The sequence below is a fragment of the Actinokineospora diospyrosa genome (genome assembly GCF_024171925.1).
Classification (GTDB): Bacteria; Actinomycetota; Actinomycetes; order Mycobacteriales; family Pseudonocardiaceae; genus Actinokineospora; species Actinokineospora diospyrosa.
In genome coordinates this window covers 361,823-377,800 of sequence record NZ_JAMTCO010000008.1, presented here as the reverse complement: position 1 = coordinate 377,800, position 15,978 = coordinate 361,823, and the positions used below count along the sequence as shown (strand labels likewise).

The window sequence follows — 15,978 nt, the reverse complement described above, 5'->3', positions numbered from 1 at the left end:
CCTCCACCTGTCCCCTTTAGTCCGTGCTCTTCCCTCACCCGCCAGGCCATGCCAGGGCTTCCTTCACTTCCTGAAACGAAACTAGCCCCGGCCCTCTCCTGGTGGGCCTCACTCCAGCAGTGCCAACAGGTCCTCGGCCGTGACCCCACCCGGGGCGCGGCCGAGCCTGGCGGACTCCCGCGCCGCGTCCAGCAGCACCTCGTTCACCGGCGTCGGCACCCCGTGCAGGCGCCCGAGTCGCACGACCTCCCCGTTGAGGTAGTCGACCTCGGTGGTGCCGGTGCCGCGCACGATGCTCTGCCACGTCGAACTGCCGCCCCGGTCCAGGTCGGGGCTCGGGCGGACGCGGTCGGCGCGCAGATCGCGGAACTCGGCGTCGGTGGCGTTGTCGATGCCCGCCGCGGCGAGGACGGTTGACGCCTCGGTCATCGCCCGTCGTCGTAGCTCGTCGGAGGGTTTGCCGCAGACCGCGTCGATCGCGTCGGCGAGGTTGTGCCGCAGCTTCGCGTACTTCCACCGCATCACCTCGGTCATCACCGGGGCGAGCAGCCCGGCCCCTTCGAGATCCGCCGCGACCCGCTCGGCTGTCGGGTCGCTGCCGTTCGGGAAGCGGCCGATGGCCAGCAGCGCGGTGTAGGGGGTGCCCGCGGCGATGACCTCACCCGGGGTCAGGAACGTCGACGGCAACAGCACGCACACCCCGTAGACGTCGCGGAATCGGCGCAGCGCCATGTGTTCGCTGGTGACCCCGTTCTGCGCGCACAGCAGCGGTAACCGGCTGCCGGCGGTGCCACCGCCCGCGACCGGCCGATCGCGCCAGGCGTCGAGCGCGGCCACGGTGTCCTGGGTCTTGACGGTCAATACGAGCACGTCATCGGCGCGCAGGTCGACCTCGTCCGGCCCGCCGACCGCCGGGACCGGCAGCAGTCGCCGCTCACGCGGGGTGATCAAGGTCAGCCCGCGCTCGCGCAGCGCGGCCCCGTGCGCGCCCCTGGCGACCAGGACCACGTCGTGCCCCGCCGCGTGCAGCGTGCCGCCGATGGCGCAGCCGACCGCTCCCGCGCCGATGATCACATACCGCACAACCCGTTCCTCTCGGGGGGAATTCACCTCGGACCACCGTATCGGAATCCACAGTGGACCATGCGGAACTTCCGGTGTTCTCCCGAGTTCACCTGGTGGACACCGTGCTAACCTGCGTGGTCGCACCACGGAACACTGGGGGATGGGCATGGGATCCAGGGATTCTACAGTGGACGATCTGCTGGACGCCGAGACCGTCGCGGCCTACCTGCGGCGGATCGGGGTGGCCGCCGAGCGAGCGCCGGACGCGGCGTTCCTGCACGAGTTGCAGGAGCAGCACCTGCTCTCGGTCCCGTTCGAGAACATCGACGTGCACCTGGGGGTGCCGATCCGGGTCGGCTCGGCTGCGGTGGCCAAGGTCGTGCACGGCAACCGGGGCGGCACCTGCCGCGAGCTCAACGGGTCGGCGATGCCCGCGCTGCTGGCCGCCCTCGGCTACCACGTGACCCTGCTGGGCAGCCAGGTCTTCCTCGACGGCGCGTTCGGCTTCCCGCTGGCGCACACCGTGATCAGGGTGCACTGCCCCGACCCGTGGCTGGTCGACGTCGGCTTCGGCCGCGACGCGCCCCGGTTCCCGCTGCGGCTGGACGTGCGCGGTCCGCAGGCCGACCCGAACGGCGTCTACGAGTTCGTCGACGGCCCGCACGGCGACACCGACCTGCTGCGCGACGGCCAACCGCTGCTGCGCCTCGACCCGCGTCCGCGCACCCTCGAGGACTTCCGGCCCGCGCTGTGGTGGTTCGAGACCTCGCCGGACTCCCCGTTCCGGCAGAACCTGTTCTGCACCCGGCTCACCGACGACGGCCGGGTCACCCTGCGCGGCGACCGGCTGACCTGGACCGACGGCGAACAGCGGGAGGCGGTCGTGTTCGACACCGACGCCCAGATCACCGCCGCCTACGCCGAGCACTTCGGCATCACCCTCGACCGGCTGCCCACGCCGAGCGGGAGGACGTCGTGACCGCCCGGGTGCCCGACAGCCACGCCGACCTGCTCCAGGCGAAGGGCCTCGCGTTCCTCGCCACGGTCCGCGACCGGCAGCCCAACGTGAGCCCGACCTGGTACCTGTGGGACGAGGAACGCGGGCACCTGCTGATCAGCCTCACCGATCAACGGCAGAAGTACCGCAACCTGGTCCGCGAACCGCGGGTGGCCGCCTGCGTGCTGGACGGCGAGAACCCCTACCGCTACATCGAGTTCCGCGGCCACGTCGAGTTCTCGCCCGACACCGGCCACGAACTGGTCGACGCGCTGGCCCGCAAGTACCTCGACGAGGACACCTACCCGCACGACCCGGCCGAAGGCAGCCGCGTGGTGGCTCGGCTGGTGCCGGACTACGTGCGCTGCACCGGGTAAGCGGCACAGCGAACGCACAGCCAACGCCCAGGTCCCTCTTCTGTTCGCCCCCGGCTCGGCGCCGACAGTCCGGGTGTCACCCCGAGCCGGAAGGACCACCCATGTCGCAGACCCCCGAGACCCCGACCCCGCAGGCCCCCGCCCAGTACGTGTCGACCCCGGTGCCCGCGACCACCCCGTGGTACCGCGCCCGCCGGGTCGTCGTCTCCGCGGTCGCCGCCGGAATGCTCGCCCTCGGCGGAGTCGCCGGATTCGCCCTCGGCCACGGCACCGCGGACGGCCCCCGGGTGGCCAACGGCCAGCACCAGCAGGCCCCCGGTGACCAGCAGGGTCCCGATGGCCAGCGGGGCCCGGGTGGCCAGGGCCTGCCCGACCAGGACGACGCCCGCCCGGACACCGCACCCCAGGGCGGCGGCCCCCAGAGCAGGCGCGGCCAGCGCGGCGGCACCCAGCAGGACACCTCTCAGCAGGACGACACCAAGCCGGAGCCCAAGCAGGGCGACAACTGATCGGGCCGCCGATACCCCCACCGACCCGCAACCACTAGCCAGGGTTTGGACACCTGAGCCGTTGCCACCCCACGCCATGGGGTGGCAACGGTCGTTATAACCGCCGCGCTCGACTTAGTACCTTGACGCCGTCTGATAGACCCAACAGGCGCCTGCCCCATAGGTGCGCCCCGGCTCGCTAACCTCTCCGGCAGCCCAAGAACCACCCCAACCCCGCTCCGCGCCCCCAGCCCCACAAAGCTCCCCCACGCGCAGGTCCGGGGCGCAGCCCCCACCCTCTCCGGGGGGCGGCCCCGGTGCCAGTCTACCGGCCCCCACCGACAGTCGATCTTCACAGACGGCGCCGAAGATCGACATGTGGATAACTTCTGTAGCTGGACCGGGTGAACATCTCGGCGGCCTGACGGTCTCGACCTGCGGGAACGCATGAGTGGCCGTCGGTGGACGGCGCTGGCGAGCAACATCCCCGGCGAGTGATCAACTCAGCCCGGACGACACCGATCCACCGGGCGGGCACACCCCAGAACGACCCCCGCCACCATCTCGGTAGCCCAAGAGCCGCCTCCAGCCCGCTCCCCACACGCGCGGGTCGGGGGCGCAGCCCCCACCCTCTCCGGGGGGCGGCCCCAGGGCCAGTCTACTAGGCCCCACTGACAAAGGATCTTGAAAGCACTCCCGCGAAGATCCACATGTGGATAACTTCTGTCGCCCAGAAGCGTGAACCGCAAGGCCCGCGCGAACGCCAAGGCTCGCGTCAGAACGCCGAGATCGGCGCAGGAACGCCAAGACCGGTGTGCGCGAACGTCAAGGCCCGTGCGCGAACGAGACCCGCGCCGGAACGCCGAGACCAGCGTGTGTGAGCACCAGGGCAGGCGCACGAACGCCAAGACAGCGGGGCTGGCGCAGGAACTCCGAGGCCAGCGCCTGAACGCCAAAGCCGGCGCGCGAGCACCAAGGCCAGCGCGTGAGTACCGGGGCAGGCGCGTGAATGCCAAGGCAGCGGGGCTGGCGGACGAACGGCCTGCCCGGGCACCGGGCTCGGGCGGGGGACTGGGTCTCCCTCGGCGGGGCCGTGCTGGTCCTGGTCGGGCTCGCCGCGCGCGGCCCGGCCAGCACCAGCACGGCGGCAGCGGGGTAGGTGCTACTTGGCGTAGACCTGCCGTCCGGCGAACCAGGTTTCGGTGACTGTGGTGGCGGCGAGGTCGGTGTGTGCGGACTGGAACGGGTCTCGGTCGAGGATGATGAAGTCGGCCGACTTGCCCGGGGTGAGGGAGCCGGTGACGTCGTCGAGGCCCATGGCGCGGGCGCTGGAGAGGGTGAACGCGGCGATCGCCTCGGTGAGGGTGATGGCCTGCTCCGGCCACAGCTCACCGGGGAACGCGCCGGTCGGGTCCTGGCGGGTGATCAGGCCCTGGATGCCCTCCCACGCGTTCGGCGACTCGCTGACCGGCCAGTCCGAACCGCCCGCGACCAGGGCGCCGCTGTCGAGCAGTGCCCGGTTGGGCTGCATCCGGGCGGCGCGCTCGGCGGGCAGCACGTTGGCGATCGCGGTCGGGATGACCCCGGGCACCCACAGGAACGGCGAGATGTCGGCGGACACGCCGAGCGCGGCGAAGCGGGCCAGGTCGTCGGGGTGCACGAACTGCCCGTGCGCGACCTGGAACTTCGTGTCGGCGAACCCGGCGGCGCGCAGCGCGGCGACCGCGTCCAGGGTGGCGCGCACGGCGGCGTCCCCGGTGCAGTGGATCTTGGCGGACAGGCCCGCCTCGGCGGCGCGGCGCAGCCAGCCCTCCAGCTCGTCCGGCGGCATGGTGGTCTTGCCGTGGAAGCAGGCGCCGTGCGCCTCGTCGGGCAGGTACGGCTCGAGGAACGCCGCGGTCCTGGTGGGCGGCACGCCGTCGAGGAAGATCTTCACGAAGTCCGGGCGGTGGTGCTCGGTGCGGTAGCGCTCGCCGAGCTCGATCAGCGGCAGCCCGATCGGGTCGAACCCGAAGATCGGGTCGTTGATCAGCAGTGACGACACGACCCAGGCGTCGAGCTGCCCGGTGTCATCGAGGGTCTTGAGTGCGGTGAGGATGTCGACCGACACCCCGGCGTCCTGGAACGCGGTGATGCCGTAGGAGTGCAGGATCCCGATGCCGTGCCGCGACGCGCGCGCGTGCTGCTCACCGGTGAGCGTCCGGGTCTCGCGCATGGCGTGCTCGACCAGCACCCCGGCGGCCTCCAGCAGCACCCCGGTCGGCTCGCCGGTCGCCGGGTCCCGCACGATCACGCCCCCGGCCGGGTCCGGCGTCGCCGCGGTCACCCCGGCCAGCTCCAGCGCGCGGGTGTTGACCCACTTGTTGTGCCTGCTGTCATCCGACAGCGCCACCGGTCGCCCGCCTGCGGCCTCGTCCAGCGCCGCCCGCGCCGACTCCCGCGACAGGGCGTCCACCAGCGTCGAGGCCCAGGCCCCGCCCACGACCCACTCGTCAGGGCCCAGCCCGCGCGCCCAGCGGCGGACCGCGTCGAGGACGCCGTCGAACCCGAGCTCGCCGCCGAAGGTCAGCTCGAACAGCTCGGCGCGACCGGCCAGCGCGTGGTGGTTGTGCACGTCGATCAGCCCGGGCATGACGAACGCGCCGCCCAGGTCCCGCACCTCGGTCCCCGGCCCGACCTGCCCCTCGGCGTCGAGCGCGACGACCCGGCCACCGCTGATCGCCAACGAGGTCGCGGTGGGCCGCGCGCCGTCGACGGTGTGGACGGTGGCGTTGGTGAGGATCAGATCAGCAGTCAAGGCGCGCTCACTCCCGGTGACCTCGCGGACGGGCGACCCCTGCGGCGCCACTCCCGGTCAGTTTCGGCTCGGCCGCGCGCGCGGTGAACGCTCCCGCTCGCGTCGTGCCGCGCCGAACAAGAAGGGTGCACTGGCGAGCAACTCACCGCCCGCCGACCCCGACTGGCCCCGGGCCGGTGACGCGGGCAAGCTACTGCGCCGTGGAGCAGCTGGATGTGGTGGTCGTCGGGGCAGGGCTGTCCGGGATCGGGATGGCCTGCCACCTGGAGCGGGAGCGGCCGGGGACCCGGTACGCGGTGTTGGAGGCGCGCGACGAGGTCGGCGGCACCTGGAGCCAGTTCCGCTACCCGGGGGTGCGCTCGGATTCGGACATGCACACCCTGGGGTACCGGTTCCGGCCCTGGACCAGGGCGGAGACGATGCCGGGCGGCGCGGAGATCCTGGCGTACGTGCGGGAGACCGCCGCCGAGTACGGGGTGCTCGACCGGGTGCGGCCGCGGCACCGGCTGGTCGCGGCGGACTGGGATTCCGAGCGGGCCCGGTGGGCGCTGCGGGTGGACCACGACGGCACCGAGGTCGAGCTGGAGTGCGCGTTCCTGCTGATGTGCGGCGGCTACTACCGCTACGACGGCGGTCACCGGCCGGAGCTGCCGGGGTTGGGGGAGTTCAGCGGGCGGGTCGTGCACCCGCAGGACTGGCCGCGCGACCTCGACCACACGGGCAAGCGGGTCGTGGTGCTCGGCAGCGGTGCGACGGCGGTGACCCTGGTGCCCGCTCTGGCGCGTGATGCGGAGCGGGTCACGATGGTGCAGCGCTCGCCCAGCTACGTCATCTCGTTGCCGTCGGCGGACCGTCTTGCGCCCCGGCTGGCGCGGTTGCTACCCGGTGACTTGGGGCACCGGGTCGTGCGCTGGCGCAACATCGCGATGGCGATGGCGCTGTACCAGCTCAGCCAGCGCAAGCCGCGGCTCATGCGGCGTGTCTTGCGGAAGATGACCGTGGCCGCGTTGCCGCCGGGCTACCCGGTCGACACGCACTTCAACCCGAGCTACGGGCCGTGGGACCAGCGGATGTGCATGGTGCCCGACGGGGACTTCTTCGCGGCGCTGCGCTCGGGCACCGCCGAGGTCGTGACCGACACGATCACCGGGTTCGACGGCGACGAGATCCAGCTGTCCTCCGGCGACACTGTCCGCGCCGACATCCTCGTCACCGCCACCGGTTTCAACCTGGGCCTGTTCGGCGGGGCAGAGCTATCTGTCGACGGCAGGCCCATCCGAACCACCGAGACGATGACCTACCTGGGCATGATGTTGGCCGGGGTGCCGAACATGGTCTACGTCCTCGGCTACACCAACGCCACCTGGACGTTGAAGCTCGACCTCGTCGCCAACTACCTGGTCCGGTTGCTGCGGCACATGTCGGACAACGGTTACGCCACCGCGACCCCGTCCGCGCCGCCGCCCGGGGTGACGGAGGAGCCGTTCGACAACCTGACCGCCGGGTACGTCCGCCGGGGACTCGACGAGCTGCCCCGGCAGGGATCGCGGCTGCCGTGGCGGCCGACGATGAACTACGTGCTGGACACGATCACGATGCGCCGCACGCCGATCACCCGCGAGATGGCGTTCGGCCGCGCCGGGTCGCCGGATCGGGCGTGGTCGCGACCAGGTCCTCCGGGGCGCTGAGCCGCCACGCCTCGAACACCAGCTCCTTCAGCTCGGCCAACTCGATCCCGGCGAGGTCGACCACGACCCAGCCGAACCCACCTGCGGTGAACTGGACCTCGAACACCTCCGGCCGCTCGGCGACCAGTGCCAGCTGCTCGGACAGAGTCTGCTTGAGGCCGACCGTCTGCGTCTGCGGCCAGTGGTAGCCGAACTTGCGCCCGGCCACGCTGAACGAGCTGTAGGTGGACCCCTCGCCCCGCGTCACGTCGGGGAGTCCACCCACGAATTTGAAGAAGTCCTTGCTCTGCACCGACATGCCTACTCCCTTGCTCCGCGCTCGGGAGTATAGGTAGGCCCACCGACAGCCAGGGCGCGTTCGAGGCCGTCGAGGATGAGGTCGAGGCCGTAGGTGAACTCTTGGGCGTAGTTGTACTCGTTGTCCTCGAGGTAGCGGGCGGTCATCTCAGCGAGGTGGGGGAACTGGTCGGTGGGGAACTGGCTGAGGATCTCCTGGGCCAACTCGGTCGGCGGCTCCTCGGTGTCGAACGGCAGGCTCTGCTCCTGCACGGCGAACCCGTAGATGAAGGCGTCGAGCACCGAGAACGCGTGCGCGGCCAGCGCCACGGAGAAGCCGTCCCGGCGCAGGACGCCCAGGACGGCGTCGTGGTGGGCGACGGTGGCCAGGCCGGGGGAGGTGCGCGAGCCCACCAGCCGCAGCGCCCAGGGGTGGCGGCCCATGACGGCGCGCACCGAGTAGGCCCTGGTCCGCATGCAGGTGCGCCAGTCGGTGTCGGTCGGCAGGTCGATCTCGGCGAACACCAGGTCGGTCATGGCGTCGAGGAGTCGGTCCTTGTTGGCCACGTGGTGGTAGAGCGACATCGCCTCGACGCCGATCGCGCGGCCGAGCTTGCGCATGGTGAGGCCCTCGATACCGTCGGTGTCGGCCAGCCCGATGGCCGCGGCGAGCACCTGGTCGCGGGTGATCCTGATGCGCTTCTCAGCCACGACTTGACATCCTTACGTCGTAAGTCAGACTCTTACAACGTAAGTTTACAAGGAGAGGGAGCAGTCATGCGCGCGGTCGTCCAGGACGAGTACGGCGAGGCCCACGACGTCCTGCGGGTCGCCGAGATCGAACCGCCCACCATCGCCGCCGACGAGGTGCTGCTCCGGGTGCACGCGGCCGGGGTGGAGCGCGGCGCCTGGCACCTGATGGCGGGGGTGCCCTACCCGGTCCGGATGGCGACCGGGCTGGGCAAGCCGAAAACCCCGGTGCGCGGGCGCGAGGTGTCCGGCCGGGTCGAGGCGGTCGGCGCGCAGGTGTCCGCGCTGAGCCCGGGGGACGAGGTGTTCGGCATCTGCGAGGGCTCCTTCGCCGAGTTCGCCCGCGCCAAGGCGTCGAAGCTCGTGCCCCGACCGGAGAACCTGACCCCGGTGCGGGCGGCCGCGATCTCGATCTCGGCGCTGACCGCGCTGCAGGCCGTCCGCGACAGCGCGGCGGTCCAGCCGGGGCAGGACGTCCTGGTCATCGGGGCGTCCGGCGGTGTGGGCAGCTACGCGGTGCAGATCGCCAAGGCCCGCGGTGCCCAGGTGACCGGCGTGTGCGGCACCGGCAAGGTCGACTTCGTCCGCGACCTCGGCGCCGACGAGGTCCTCGACTACACCAAGCAGGACATCACCGAGGGCGGGCACCGCTACGACGCGATCATCGACACGGGCGGCCACCGCTCGCTGCGCCACCTGCGCCGGGCACTGACCCCGCGCGGCCACGCCGTGATCGTCGGCAGCGAGACCGGCGGCCGGGTGCTGGGCGGGTTCCAACGCGCGCTGTGGGCACCGCTGATGTCGCTGTTCGGCAGCCAGAAGTTCTCCGGCCTGATCAGCGCCGAGAAGCAAGCCGACCTGCTCGAACTCGCCGCCCTCGCCGCAGCGGGCACGATCGACGCCCCGGTCGACCGCACCTTCCCACTGGAACACGCGGCCGACGCGGTGCAGTACATGCAGGACGGCCTGGTCCGCGGCAAGGTCGTGGTCGTCGTCGCGTCCTAGTGGGGCTGCGCAGCGCCTTGAATCCGCTAGGCATTGAGTGGCCAACTGGGCGAGGGGCGCCACGCGGAGATGGCAAGGTCCACTCCGGCGGAAGGTCGCCGGATGGTCGCAGCCGATGCTGCGACCGGGTGCCATCTTCCTCCTCGGCAGACACATCTAGCGGGTTGTCCGCCTCGGTGCGCCCGCTCTACCTCGACGAGCTCGACCGCGACACGGTCGACTTCTGGCCCATCTTCGCGTGCAACCACTTGCCACCACAGCACTTCTTGTCTCCGCGAGCGCGGACGACCCGGGCCGCGGGTCGGTGACGACGTCGTGGAAGTGGATTGAGAAAAGTTCGGCCCGGCTGTCCATCTGGCGGCGTCCCGCTCGTAGTGGTGTCATCCGGCGATACTGCCGGGTGGGAACACGGTGGGACGAGGAGTGCTCAGGTGAAGTACATGCTGCTGATCAACGCGGGCGCGGTCGGTGCGAACGGCGGGGCCGCCGAGTGCACGGTCGAGGACTGGATGGCCTACGACAAGCAGGTCAAGGACGCGGGCATCTTCGTGTCGGGGGAGTCGCTGGCCGATCTCGTCACCGCGACCACGGTGCGGGTCGCCGCGGACGGCGCTCGCACGGTCACCGACGGCCCGTTCGCCGAGACCCGGGAGGTCCTGGGCGGGTTCTACGTCATCGACGTGCCCGACCTGGACGTGGCGCTGGACTGGGCCGCGCGGTGCCCCGGGGCGCTGGGCAGCGGCTCGGTGGTGGTCCGCCCGATCGCCGACTTCTGAGGTGGTCGACGAGAAGGGGCAGGTGGCGGCCGTGTTCCGCGAGGAGCACGGCCGCCTGCTCGCCGCGCTCGCCCGCCGCTTCGGAGACCTGGACCTGGCCGAGGAGGCCGCGTCCGAGGCCGTCGAGGCGGCGCTGGCGCACTGGCCGACCGACGGGGTGCCGCCGAACCCGGGTGCGTGGCTGATGACCACCGCCAGGCGCAAGGCGGTCGACCGGTTGCGCCGCGACCGCACCTACACCGCCCGGCTGGCCGAGCTGCGGGTCGAGGCCGAACGCGCCGAGCCGTACTCGGCCGCGGCCGACGGCGGGTTGCCCGATGACCGGCTGCAGCTGTTCTTCACCTGCGCGCACCCCGCGCTCGCGGAGGAGGACCGGGGTGCGCTGACGCTGCGCTGCCTGGCCGGGCTGACCACGCCGGAGGTGGCGCGGGCGTACCTGGTGCCGGTGGAGACGATGGCCAAGCGGATCACCCGCGCCAAGCGCAAGATCCGCGACGCCCGCATCCCGTTCCGGGTACCCGAGGCCCACGAGCTGCCGCAACGGCTACCCGGCGTCCTGCAGGTGCTGTACTCGATCTTCACCGAGGGCTACGCCGCCAGCTCCGGCCCACACCTGCAGCGGCTGGACTTGGCCGAAGAGGCCATCCGGCTGACCACGATCCTGGCCCGCCTGCTGCCGGGGGAGCGGGAGGTGGTTGGTCTCCGGGCGTTGATGCTCCTGGTGCACGCCAGGCGGGCCGCCCGCACCGACCCCGACGGCCTGCCGGTGCTGCTCGACCAACAGGACCGGGGTGCGTGGGACCGCGCCATGATCGAAGAGGGTCTCCCGCTGGTGCGGGCCGCGCTGTCCGGCCCACCCGGCCCTTACGCCGTCCAAGCCGCAATCGCCGCCCTCCACGACGAAGCAGCCGACATCACCACCACCGACTGGCCGCAGATCGTCGCCTTGTACGACGTGCTCCAAGCCCTCACCCCGTCCCCGATCGTCGCCATGAACCGCGCCGCGGCTATAGCCATGCGCGACGGTCCCGCCGAAGGCTTGGCCCTCCTCGAGGGCCTCGCCAACGACCCCCGCCTGCGCCACCACCACCCGTATCTGGCTGCGCGAGCCGACCTCCTGGCCCGCCTGGGCCGGACCCCCGAAGCCATCGCGGCCTACGAATCGGCCCTCACCCACGCGGCCACCGACCCCGACCGCGCCCTGCTGCGGGCTCGCCTGAACGCCCTCAAGGACTGACATGCCCACCGTCTCCAAAGCCACGTTGCTGTCCTGGACCGCCGCCGAACGCCTCAGCCTCGCCGACCTGCTGGAAGACCTGTCCGAAGCCGAATGGCGAACGCGCTCGCTATGCCCGGCCTGGACCATGCACGACCTGGCAGCCCACCTCACGCTGTCCACCCGCACCAGCCTTTCCGGGTTCCTCAAGGGGATTCTCCGCGCCCGCGGCAACTTCGACCGCATGGAAGCCGACGCCGCCCGCGCCCGCGCGGCCCGCTTCACCCCCGCGGAACTGATCGCCCAACTCCGCGAGACCGCCCACTCCCCACGCCGATCTCCGCTATCGGCTCCCCAAGATCCCCTCGTCGACGCCTTGGTCCATGGCCAAGACATCGCCCGTCCCTTGGGGCGCCCCCGCGCGATGCCCGGCCCCCAAGCCGAAACCGCCCTAGCCCGCGTCCTGTCCAGCCCCTTCTACGGCGCCCGTCATCGCCTCAACGGCGCCACTCTCACCGCCACCGACCGGGACTGGACCTCGACCCCCAACCCGCCTCCCGGCACCGAGATCCGCGGCCCCATCAGCGACCTCCTCCTGCTGGCCACCGGTCGCCCCGCTGGCCTGGCGGCCCTCTCCGGCCCAGGTCGCACCCGCCTCCGACTGTCCAAATAGGCCGGTGGTCGGCCCCGGCTGCCCGCCCGCATCCCCCATGAACTCATTATCCACTATTCACTATCAAGTTATTCAATAATGGTCTCAGTCGACAAACCAAGAACAAAAGCCGCCACGACTGGGGATGCTCGGCGACGCTGGCGGGGGAGTGGTGCGCCGCGCTGGATCGGGTCCTGTGGTCTGGTCGTACTCGCGCTGACCTGGAGAGTTGCTGGTTTCTCCAGGTCAGCGCGTTGAGGGGGTACTGCCGTGGGTGTCGGGTCAGGCGAGGAGGTCGATGAGGGCCTTGGCGATCACGGGGGCGCTGGCGGGGTTCTGGCCGGTGATGAGCGGGCCGTCCTGCACGACGTTGGGCTGCCAGTTGGTGGCGGCCTTGGTGAAGTTCGCGCCGCGCAGGATGAGGTCGTTCTCCAGCGAGAAGAGCAGGTGGCGGGACAGGTCCAGTTCGTCGTCCTCGGTGTTGGCGAAGCCGGTGACGGTGCGGCCGGACACGTACGGGGTTCCGTTGGGGGACTTGACGTCGCGGAGGATGGCGGGGGCGTGGCAGATCATGGCCACGGGGGTGTTCGCGGCCAGGGCCCGTTCGACCATGCGGATCACCCGGGAGTCGGCGGCCAGGTCCCACAGCAGGCCGTAGCCGCCGGGGAAGAACAGGGCGTCGAAGTCGCGGTGGTCGACGTCGGCCAGCCGGGCGGTGTCCTGGACGGCGCGCATCCCGGCCGGGTCCTCGAGGAAGCGGTCGGTGTTGGCCGTGGTGAACGGTGCGCGCAGGCTGAGGTGGTCCAGGGGTGCCTCCCCGCCGCGGGGTGAGGCGAAGACGACCTGGTGGCCCGCTTCGGTGAAGGCGTAGTACGGGGTGGCGACCTCCTCGAACCAGGTGCCGGTCTTCTTGCCGCTGACACCGAGGTCGGCGTGCGAGGACAGGGTGATGAGGATCCGCTGGGGGCGGGCCATGGGTGCTCCTTGAGTCGCTCTACCTACTAGTAGATAGGCTGTCGATCCCGGTGGCGGTCGTCAAGCCGCCGAGATCGTCGTCACGCCTACCTATCGACAGGTAGGGTGGTCGTCATGGACCGTGTGGACACCCGAGGCGCCTTGCTCGACCATGCGACGCGGCTGGTCCGCACCCGGGGGTATTCCGCGTTCAGCTACGCCGACCTCGCGACGGCCGTCGGTATCCGCAAGGCCAGCGTCCACCACCACTTCGCGACCAAGGAGCAGCTCGGCGTCGAACTGGTGGCCCGCTACACCGACCGGTTCCAGGCCCGGCTCGCCGAGATCGACACGCTCGCGACGGGCCCGGTCGACGCGCTTGAGCGGTATGCGGCGCTCTACCGCGAGGGTCTGACCGACGGTGAGGCGTGCCTGTGCGGGGTGATCGCCGCCGAGATCGCCGCCGTGCCTGCCGCGGTCGCCGCCGGTGTGGCGGAGTTCTTCCGCGTCAACCGGATCTGGTTGGCCGCCCTCATCGGCAACCGGGAGACCCCGGGGCAAACCCCCGAAGACCTCGCCGCCACCTTCCTCGCCACCCTCGAAGGCGCCATCTTCGTGGCCAGGGCCCACCACGATGTCGCCGTCTTCGATCGCATCGCCGCAACCGCGATCACCGTGCTTGCGATGGATCGCGGCTTCCTCCAGACCTGAACGAGACGGCGAATCGCGAGATCGCGCTGCGCCTCTACGTCAGCCTCAAGACCGTGGACGCGACGCTCACCCGCGTCTAACGAGAAGGCGTTCGCCGTCATCCCGATCGGCTACCCCGCCGCCGACGCCACGGTGCCCGACCTTGTTCGCAAGGATCTCGACCAAGTCCTGGTCCGCGTGTAGTCGAACCGGGTCAGGGGGGCGTTCGCTGTGGAGCGGGTTGCGGGTTACCGCACGGTGATGGTGCCGGTCATGTACTGGTGGAGGGAGCAGATGTAGGGGAACTCGCCCGGCTTGTCGAAGGTGTGGGTGAAGGTGGCGCCGTCGCTGAGGTCGTTGGAGCTGAAGGATCTGTCGGTGGCTTTGACGTTGTGTTTGGCGGTGTCGGCGAATGTCCAGGTGACGGTGGTGCCGACGGCGACGGTGAGCTGTTGCGGGGTGAAGGTGAAGTTCTTGATCTCGACGGTCGTCCCGCCTGCCGCGACCGGGCCGGTCGTGGCAGGCGCTGACGAGGTTGCGGTGGACGTGGAGTCCGTGCCGCACCCCGTCAGCGCCAGCAGCACGGCGGCGGTGATGAGGGGGACGCGCATCTACTTCGGCAGGAGGGCGTCGGGCTTGACGGCCTTGTCGACGCCGATGAAGGCGTCCGGGACCGGGTACTGGCCGAGGACGAAGTTGAGGATCGCGGCGTGCATGGCTTCCACCGGTTGGATGGTCGCGGCGGTCATGATGCCGCCGGTGTCGGTCACGTTGGCCGCGGCGAAGGTGTAGGTCTGGGCGGCGGCGTTCTCCAGGTCCAGTGCCAGCTTGGCCACGTCGGGCACGGACTTGGCCGCGCCGAGGGCCTTGACCTGGTCGGCGGTGATGGACAGCGGCGCGTCGCTGATGGTGGGTTTGCCCGCTTTGGACAGCACGGCGTTCCAGGCGGCCGCGTGGTCTTGGTGTTGCTTCATCGCCGTCTGCACGAAGACGCCGATTGCGGGTGGGACGGTGCCGAGGGTGCCCTTGCCCGCGGCGTCGAGCGCGCCGGTGTAGGCGGTCACGGCGAGGTTCTCCAGGGCCGCGGCCAGCGCGACGACCTTGAGGTCGCCCTCGTAGGTCGCCGCGGCGGTGGTGCTCGCGGGGGCGGCGGGGGCGGCGGTGGTGGAGGAGCCGGTGTCGTTGCTGGAGCAGGCCGCTGCCATGCCCAGTGTGGTGACGCCGCCGACGCCGAGCAGGAAGCCGCGGCGGCCGGTCGGGTGGCCGCGGGTGATGTGGGCGAGGTTGGCTGAGAACTCGTCGAGCAGCGTGCGCACGCCCGGGAAGGTGGACTCGTGCAACTCGTCGAGGTCGCGGGTCATCGCGGTCAGTTCGCGTTCGCTGATCTGCATCTCGGGGCGCTTGTCGGTGCTCACTTGACCGCTCCTTCCTCGACGGGCGAGGCCTTCTCGGTGGGGAAGAACGCGTCCGGGAACCCGACACCGCCCGCGGCGTCCGGGAGTTTCGCCGCGTCCGGGGGCAGGGCGATCAGCTGCGGCGCGCCGCCGTCGATCAGGGCCTTGACCGCGAGCAGGATCGCCTTGTGCTGGGACTCGACCCCGGCGACGCTGGCGAAGAGCTGGCGCAGTTCCGGGGTGGAGACCTGGCTGACGTTCTTGGTGTAGGTCTGCGCTGCCACGTCCTCCAGCGCGATGGCCAGGGCGACGACGTCACCCGCGCCCTTGATCGTCGGCACGGTCTGCTTCACCACGGCGGCGTACTTGGCGTTCGGGTCGTTCTGCGCCTTGCCGCCGAGCTTGGCCACCGCGCCGTTGAAGGCCTGCCCGTGCTCGATGTGCTGCGCCATCGTCTTCTCGGCGAACGCCTTCACCACGGCGTTGGCGTCCGCGCCCCCGATGAACGGCAGCGTCAACGCGGTCTTGTAGGTCGCGACCGCCAGGTTCTCCAAGCTTGCCGCGGTCTGCAGCGCTTGGACGTCTCGGGCGGGGTCGGCGGCGGCGGGCCAGGCGGCGAGTACCGCGCCCGCGCCCGCCAGCCCGGTGACGGCCGCGACCCGGCTCCAGCCCGGCCACTGCCCGCCCGGATCGCGTGAGCCGCTGCGCTCCCGGGTGTCCAGCACGGCCTCGACGTAGTCGTCGAGGCCCCTCGTAGCGGTGCGCATCGCGTCGGACTGGAGGTCATCGGACTCGACCAGCAGCTCGCGCAACCCGCGCTCATCGATGGGATCCACCGGGCACCTTCCATCGC

18 protein-coding genes and 1 pseudogene are annotated in these 15,978 nt (G+C 71.1%); 11 read left to right on the top strand and 8 right to left on the bottom strand.

Features of this window, described 5'->3' with window-relative positions:
• Positions 1 to 108 precede the first annotated feature (108 nt).
• On the bottom strand, positions 109 to 1,110 hold the full coding sequence (locus tag LV75_RS17780) for a ketopantoate reductase family protein (protein ID WP_253888039.1): 1,002 nt from the start codon (positions 1,108 to 1,110) through the stop codon (positions 109 to 111).
• A 142-nt stretch (positions 1,111 to 1,252) separates the two neighbouring features.
• Here LV75_RS17780 and LV75_RS17775 point away from each other — a divergent pair, with 142 nt between their 5' ends.
• From LV75_RS17775 to LV75_RS17760, 4 genes are all read left to right on the top strand, one after another.
• Entirely contained in the window at positions 1,253 to 2,044 is a 792-nt protein-coding gene (locus tag LV75_RS17775) for an arylamine N-acetyltransferase family protein (protein WP_253888038.1), read from the top strand.
• The gene (locus LV75_RS17770) at positions 2,041 to 2,439 is read left to right on the top strand and encodes a PPOX class F420-dependent oxidoreductase (protein ID WP_253888037.1); all 399 of its coding nucleotides are present in this window, start codon (positions 2,041 to 2,043) and stop codon (positions 2,437 to 2,439) included. The genes LV75_RS17775 and LV75_RS17770 overlap by 4 nt, the downstream gene beginning before the upstream one ends.
• Positions 2,440 to 2,540: 101 nt before the next feature.
• Complete coding sequence (locus LV75_RS17765) at positions 2,541 to 2,948, top strand: hypothetical protein (RefSeq protein ID WP_253888036.1); 408 nt, start codon at positions 2,541 to 2,543, stop codon at positions 2,946 to 2,948.
• 988 nt (positions 2,949 to 3,936) lie between these two features.
• Positions 3,937 to 4,086, top strand: a complete 150-nt coding sequence (locus LV75_RS17760) for a hypothetical protein (protein ID WP_253888035.1) — start codon at positions 3,937 to 3,939, stop codon at positions 4,084 to 4,086.
• A gap of 3 nt (positions 4,087 to 4,089) precedes the next feature.
• Here the strand turns inward: LV75_RS17760 and LV75_RS17755 are convergent, their stop codons facing one another.
• The gene (locus LV75_RS17755) at positions 4,090 to 5,724 is read right to left on the bottom strand and encodes an amidohydrolase (protein ID WP_253888034.1); all 1,635 of its coding nucleotides are present in this window, start codon (positions 5,722 to 5,724) and stop codon (positions 4,090 to 4,092) included.
• Between the two features lie 200 nt (positions 5,725 to 5,924).
• Here LV75_RS17755 and LV75_RS17750 point away from each other — a divergent pair, with 200 nt between their 5' ends.
• Positions 5,925 to 7,412, top strand: coding sequence for a flavin-containing monooxygenase (locus LV75_RS17750; RefSeq protein ID WP_308211002.1), 1,488 nt, complete (start codon positions 5,925 to 5,927; stop codon positions 7,410 to 7,412).
• On the opposite strand, the gene LV75_RS17745 is transcribed toward LV75_RS17750, so the two are convergent.
• Both LV75_RS17745 and LV75_RS17740 read right to left on the bottom strand, forming a co-directional pair.
• Positions 7,336 to 7,710: an MmcQ/YjbR family DNA-binding protein gene (locus tag LV75_RS17745; RefSeq protein ID WP_253888033.1), complete on the bottom strand. Its 375-nt coding sequence runs from the start codon at positions 7,708 to 7,710 to the stop codon at positions 7,336 to 7,338. The genes LV75_RS17750 and LV75_RS17745 overlap by 77 nt on opposite strands.
• Before the next feature lie 2 nt (positions 7,711 to 7,712).
• Positions 7,713 to 8,399, bottom strand: a complete 687-nt coding sequence (locus tag LV75_RS17740; RefSeq protein ID WP_253888032.1) for a TetR/AcrR family transcriptional regulator — start codon at positions 8,397 to 8,399, stop codon at positions 7,713 to 7,715.
• 66 nt (positions 8,400 to 8,465) lie between these two features.
• Between LV75_RS17740 and LV75_RS17735 the strand changes: the two genes are divergently transcribed.
• From LV75_RS17735 to LV75_RS17720, 4 genes are all read left to right on the top strand, one after another.
• Positions 8,466 to 9,443, top strand: coding sequence for an NAD(P)-dependent alcohol dehydrogenase (locus tag LV75_RS17735; RefSeq protein WP_253888031.1), 978 nt, complete (start codon positions 8,466 to 8,468; stop codon positions 9,441 to 9,443).
• A gap of 431 nt (positions 9,444 to 9,874) precedes the next feature.
• Positions 9,875 to 10,219: a YciI family protein gene (locus LV75_RS17730; protein WP_253888030.1), complete on the top strand. Its 345-nt coding sequence runs from the start codon at positions 9,875 to 9,877 to the stop codon at positions 10,217 to 10,219.
• A gap of 1 nt (position 10,220) precedes the next feature.
• Positions 10,221 to 11,456: an RNA polymerase sigma factor gene (locus tag LV75_RS17725; RefSeq protein WP_253888029.1), complete on the top strand. Its 1,236-nt coding sequence runs from the start codon at positions 10,221 to 10,223 to the stop codon at positions 11,454 to 11,456.
• 1 nt (position 11,457) lies between these two features.
• On the top strand, positions 11,458 to 12,108 hold the full coding sequence (locus LV75_RS17720) for a maleylpyruvate isomerase family mycothiol-dependent enzyme (protein WP_253888028.1): 651 nt from the start codon (positions 11,458 to 11,460) through the stop codon (positions 12,106 to 12,108).
• Between the two features lie 261 nt (positions 12,109 to 12,369).
• Here the strand turns inward: LV75_RS17720 and LV75_RS17715 are convergent, their stop codons facing one another.
• The gene (locus tag LV75_RS17715) at positions 12,370 to 13,062 is read right to left on the bottom strand and encodes a type 1 glutamine amidotransferase domain-containing protein (protein WP_253888027.1); all 693 of its coding nucleotides are present in this window, start codon (positions 13,060 to 13,062) and stop codon (positions 12,370 to 12,372) included.
• A gap of 114 nt (positions 13,063 to 13,176) precedes the next feature.
• Here LV75_RS17715 and LV75_RS17710 point away from each other — a divergent pair, with 114 nt between their 5' ends.
• A complete protein-coding gene (locus tag LV75_RS17710; protein ID WP_253888026.1) occupies positions 13,177 to 13,752 on the top strand; it encodes a TetR/AcrR family transcriptional regulator in 576 nt (191 codons plus the stop codon).
• Positions 13,753 to 13,830: 78 nt separating this feature from the next.
• Positions 13,831 to 13,935: pseudogene (locus tag LV75_RS17705) on the top strand (nitroreductase family protein); the annotation flags it as partial.
• Between the two features lie 44 nt (positions 13,936 to 13,979).
• On the opposite strand, the gene LV75_RS17700 reads toward LV75_RS17705, so the two are convergent.
• The 3 genes from LV75_RS17700 to LV75_RS17690 are packed head-to-tail and all read right to left on the bottom strand — an operon-like array spanning position 13,980 to position 15,961.
• The gene (locus LV75_RS17700; RefSeq protein WP_253888025.1) at positions 13,980 to 14,342 is read right to left on the bottom strand and encodes a cupredoxin domain-containing protein; all 363 of its coding nucleotides are present in this window, start codon (positions 14,340 to 14,342) and stop codon (positions 13,980 to 13,982) included.
• Positions 14,343 to 15,146, bottom strand: coding sequence for a ferritin-like domain-containing protein (locus LV75_RS17695; RefSeq protein WP_253888024.1), 804 nt, complete (start codon positions 15,144 to 15,146; stop codon positions 14,343 to 14,345).
• Positions 15,143 to 15,961, bottom strand: a complete 819-nt coding sequence (locus LV75_RS17690) for a ferritin-like domain-containing protein (RefSeq protein ID WP_253888023.1) — start codon at positions 15,959 to 15,961, stop codon at positions 15,143 to 15,145. The genes LV75_RS17695 and LV75_RS17690 overlap by 4 nt, the downstream gene beginning before the upstream one ends.
• Between the last annotated feature and the right edge of the window lie 17 nt (positions 15,962 to 15,978).

Bases quoted from the DNA above. Each gene is read 5' to 3' on its own strand.
- LV75_RS17715 (WP_253888027.1), bottom strand. From the start codon at position 13,062: ATGGCCCGCCCCCAGCGGATCCTCATCACCCTGTCCTCGCACGCCGAC.
- LV75_RS17765 (WP_253888036.1), top strand. From the start codon at position 2,541: ATGTCGCAGACCCCCGAGACCCCGACCCCGCAGGCCCCCGCCCAGTAC.
- LV75_RS17760 (WP_253888035.1), top strand. From the start codon at position 3,937: ATGCCAAGGCAGCGGGGCTGGCGGACGAACGGCCTGCCCGGGCACCGG.
- LV75_RS17735 (WP_253888031.1), top strand. From the start codon at position 8,466: ATGCGCGCGGTCGTCCAGGACGAGTACGGCGAGGCCCACGACGTCCTG.
- LV75_RS17745 (WP_253888033.1), bottom strand. From the start codon at position 7,710: ATGTCGGTGCAGAGCAAGGACTTCTTCAAATTCGTGGGTGGACTCCCC.
- LV75_RS17710 (WP_253888026.1), top strand. From the start codon at position 13,177: ATGGACCGTGTGGACACCCGAGGCGCCTTGCTCGACCATGCGACGCGG.
- LV75_RS17720 (WP_253888028.1), top strand. From the start codon at position 11,458: ATGCCCACCGTCTCCAAAGCCACGTTGCTGTCCTGGACCGCCGCCGAA.
- LV75_RS17700 (WP_253888025.1), bottom strand. From the start codon at position 14,342: ATGCGCGTCCCCCTCATCACCGCCGCCGTGCTGCTGGCGCTGACGGGG.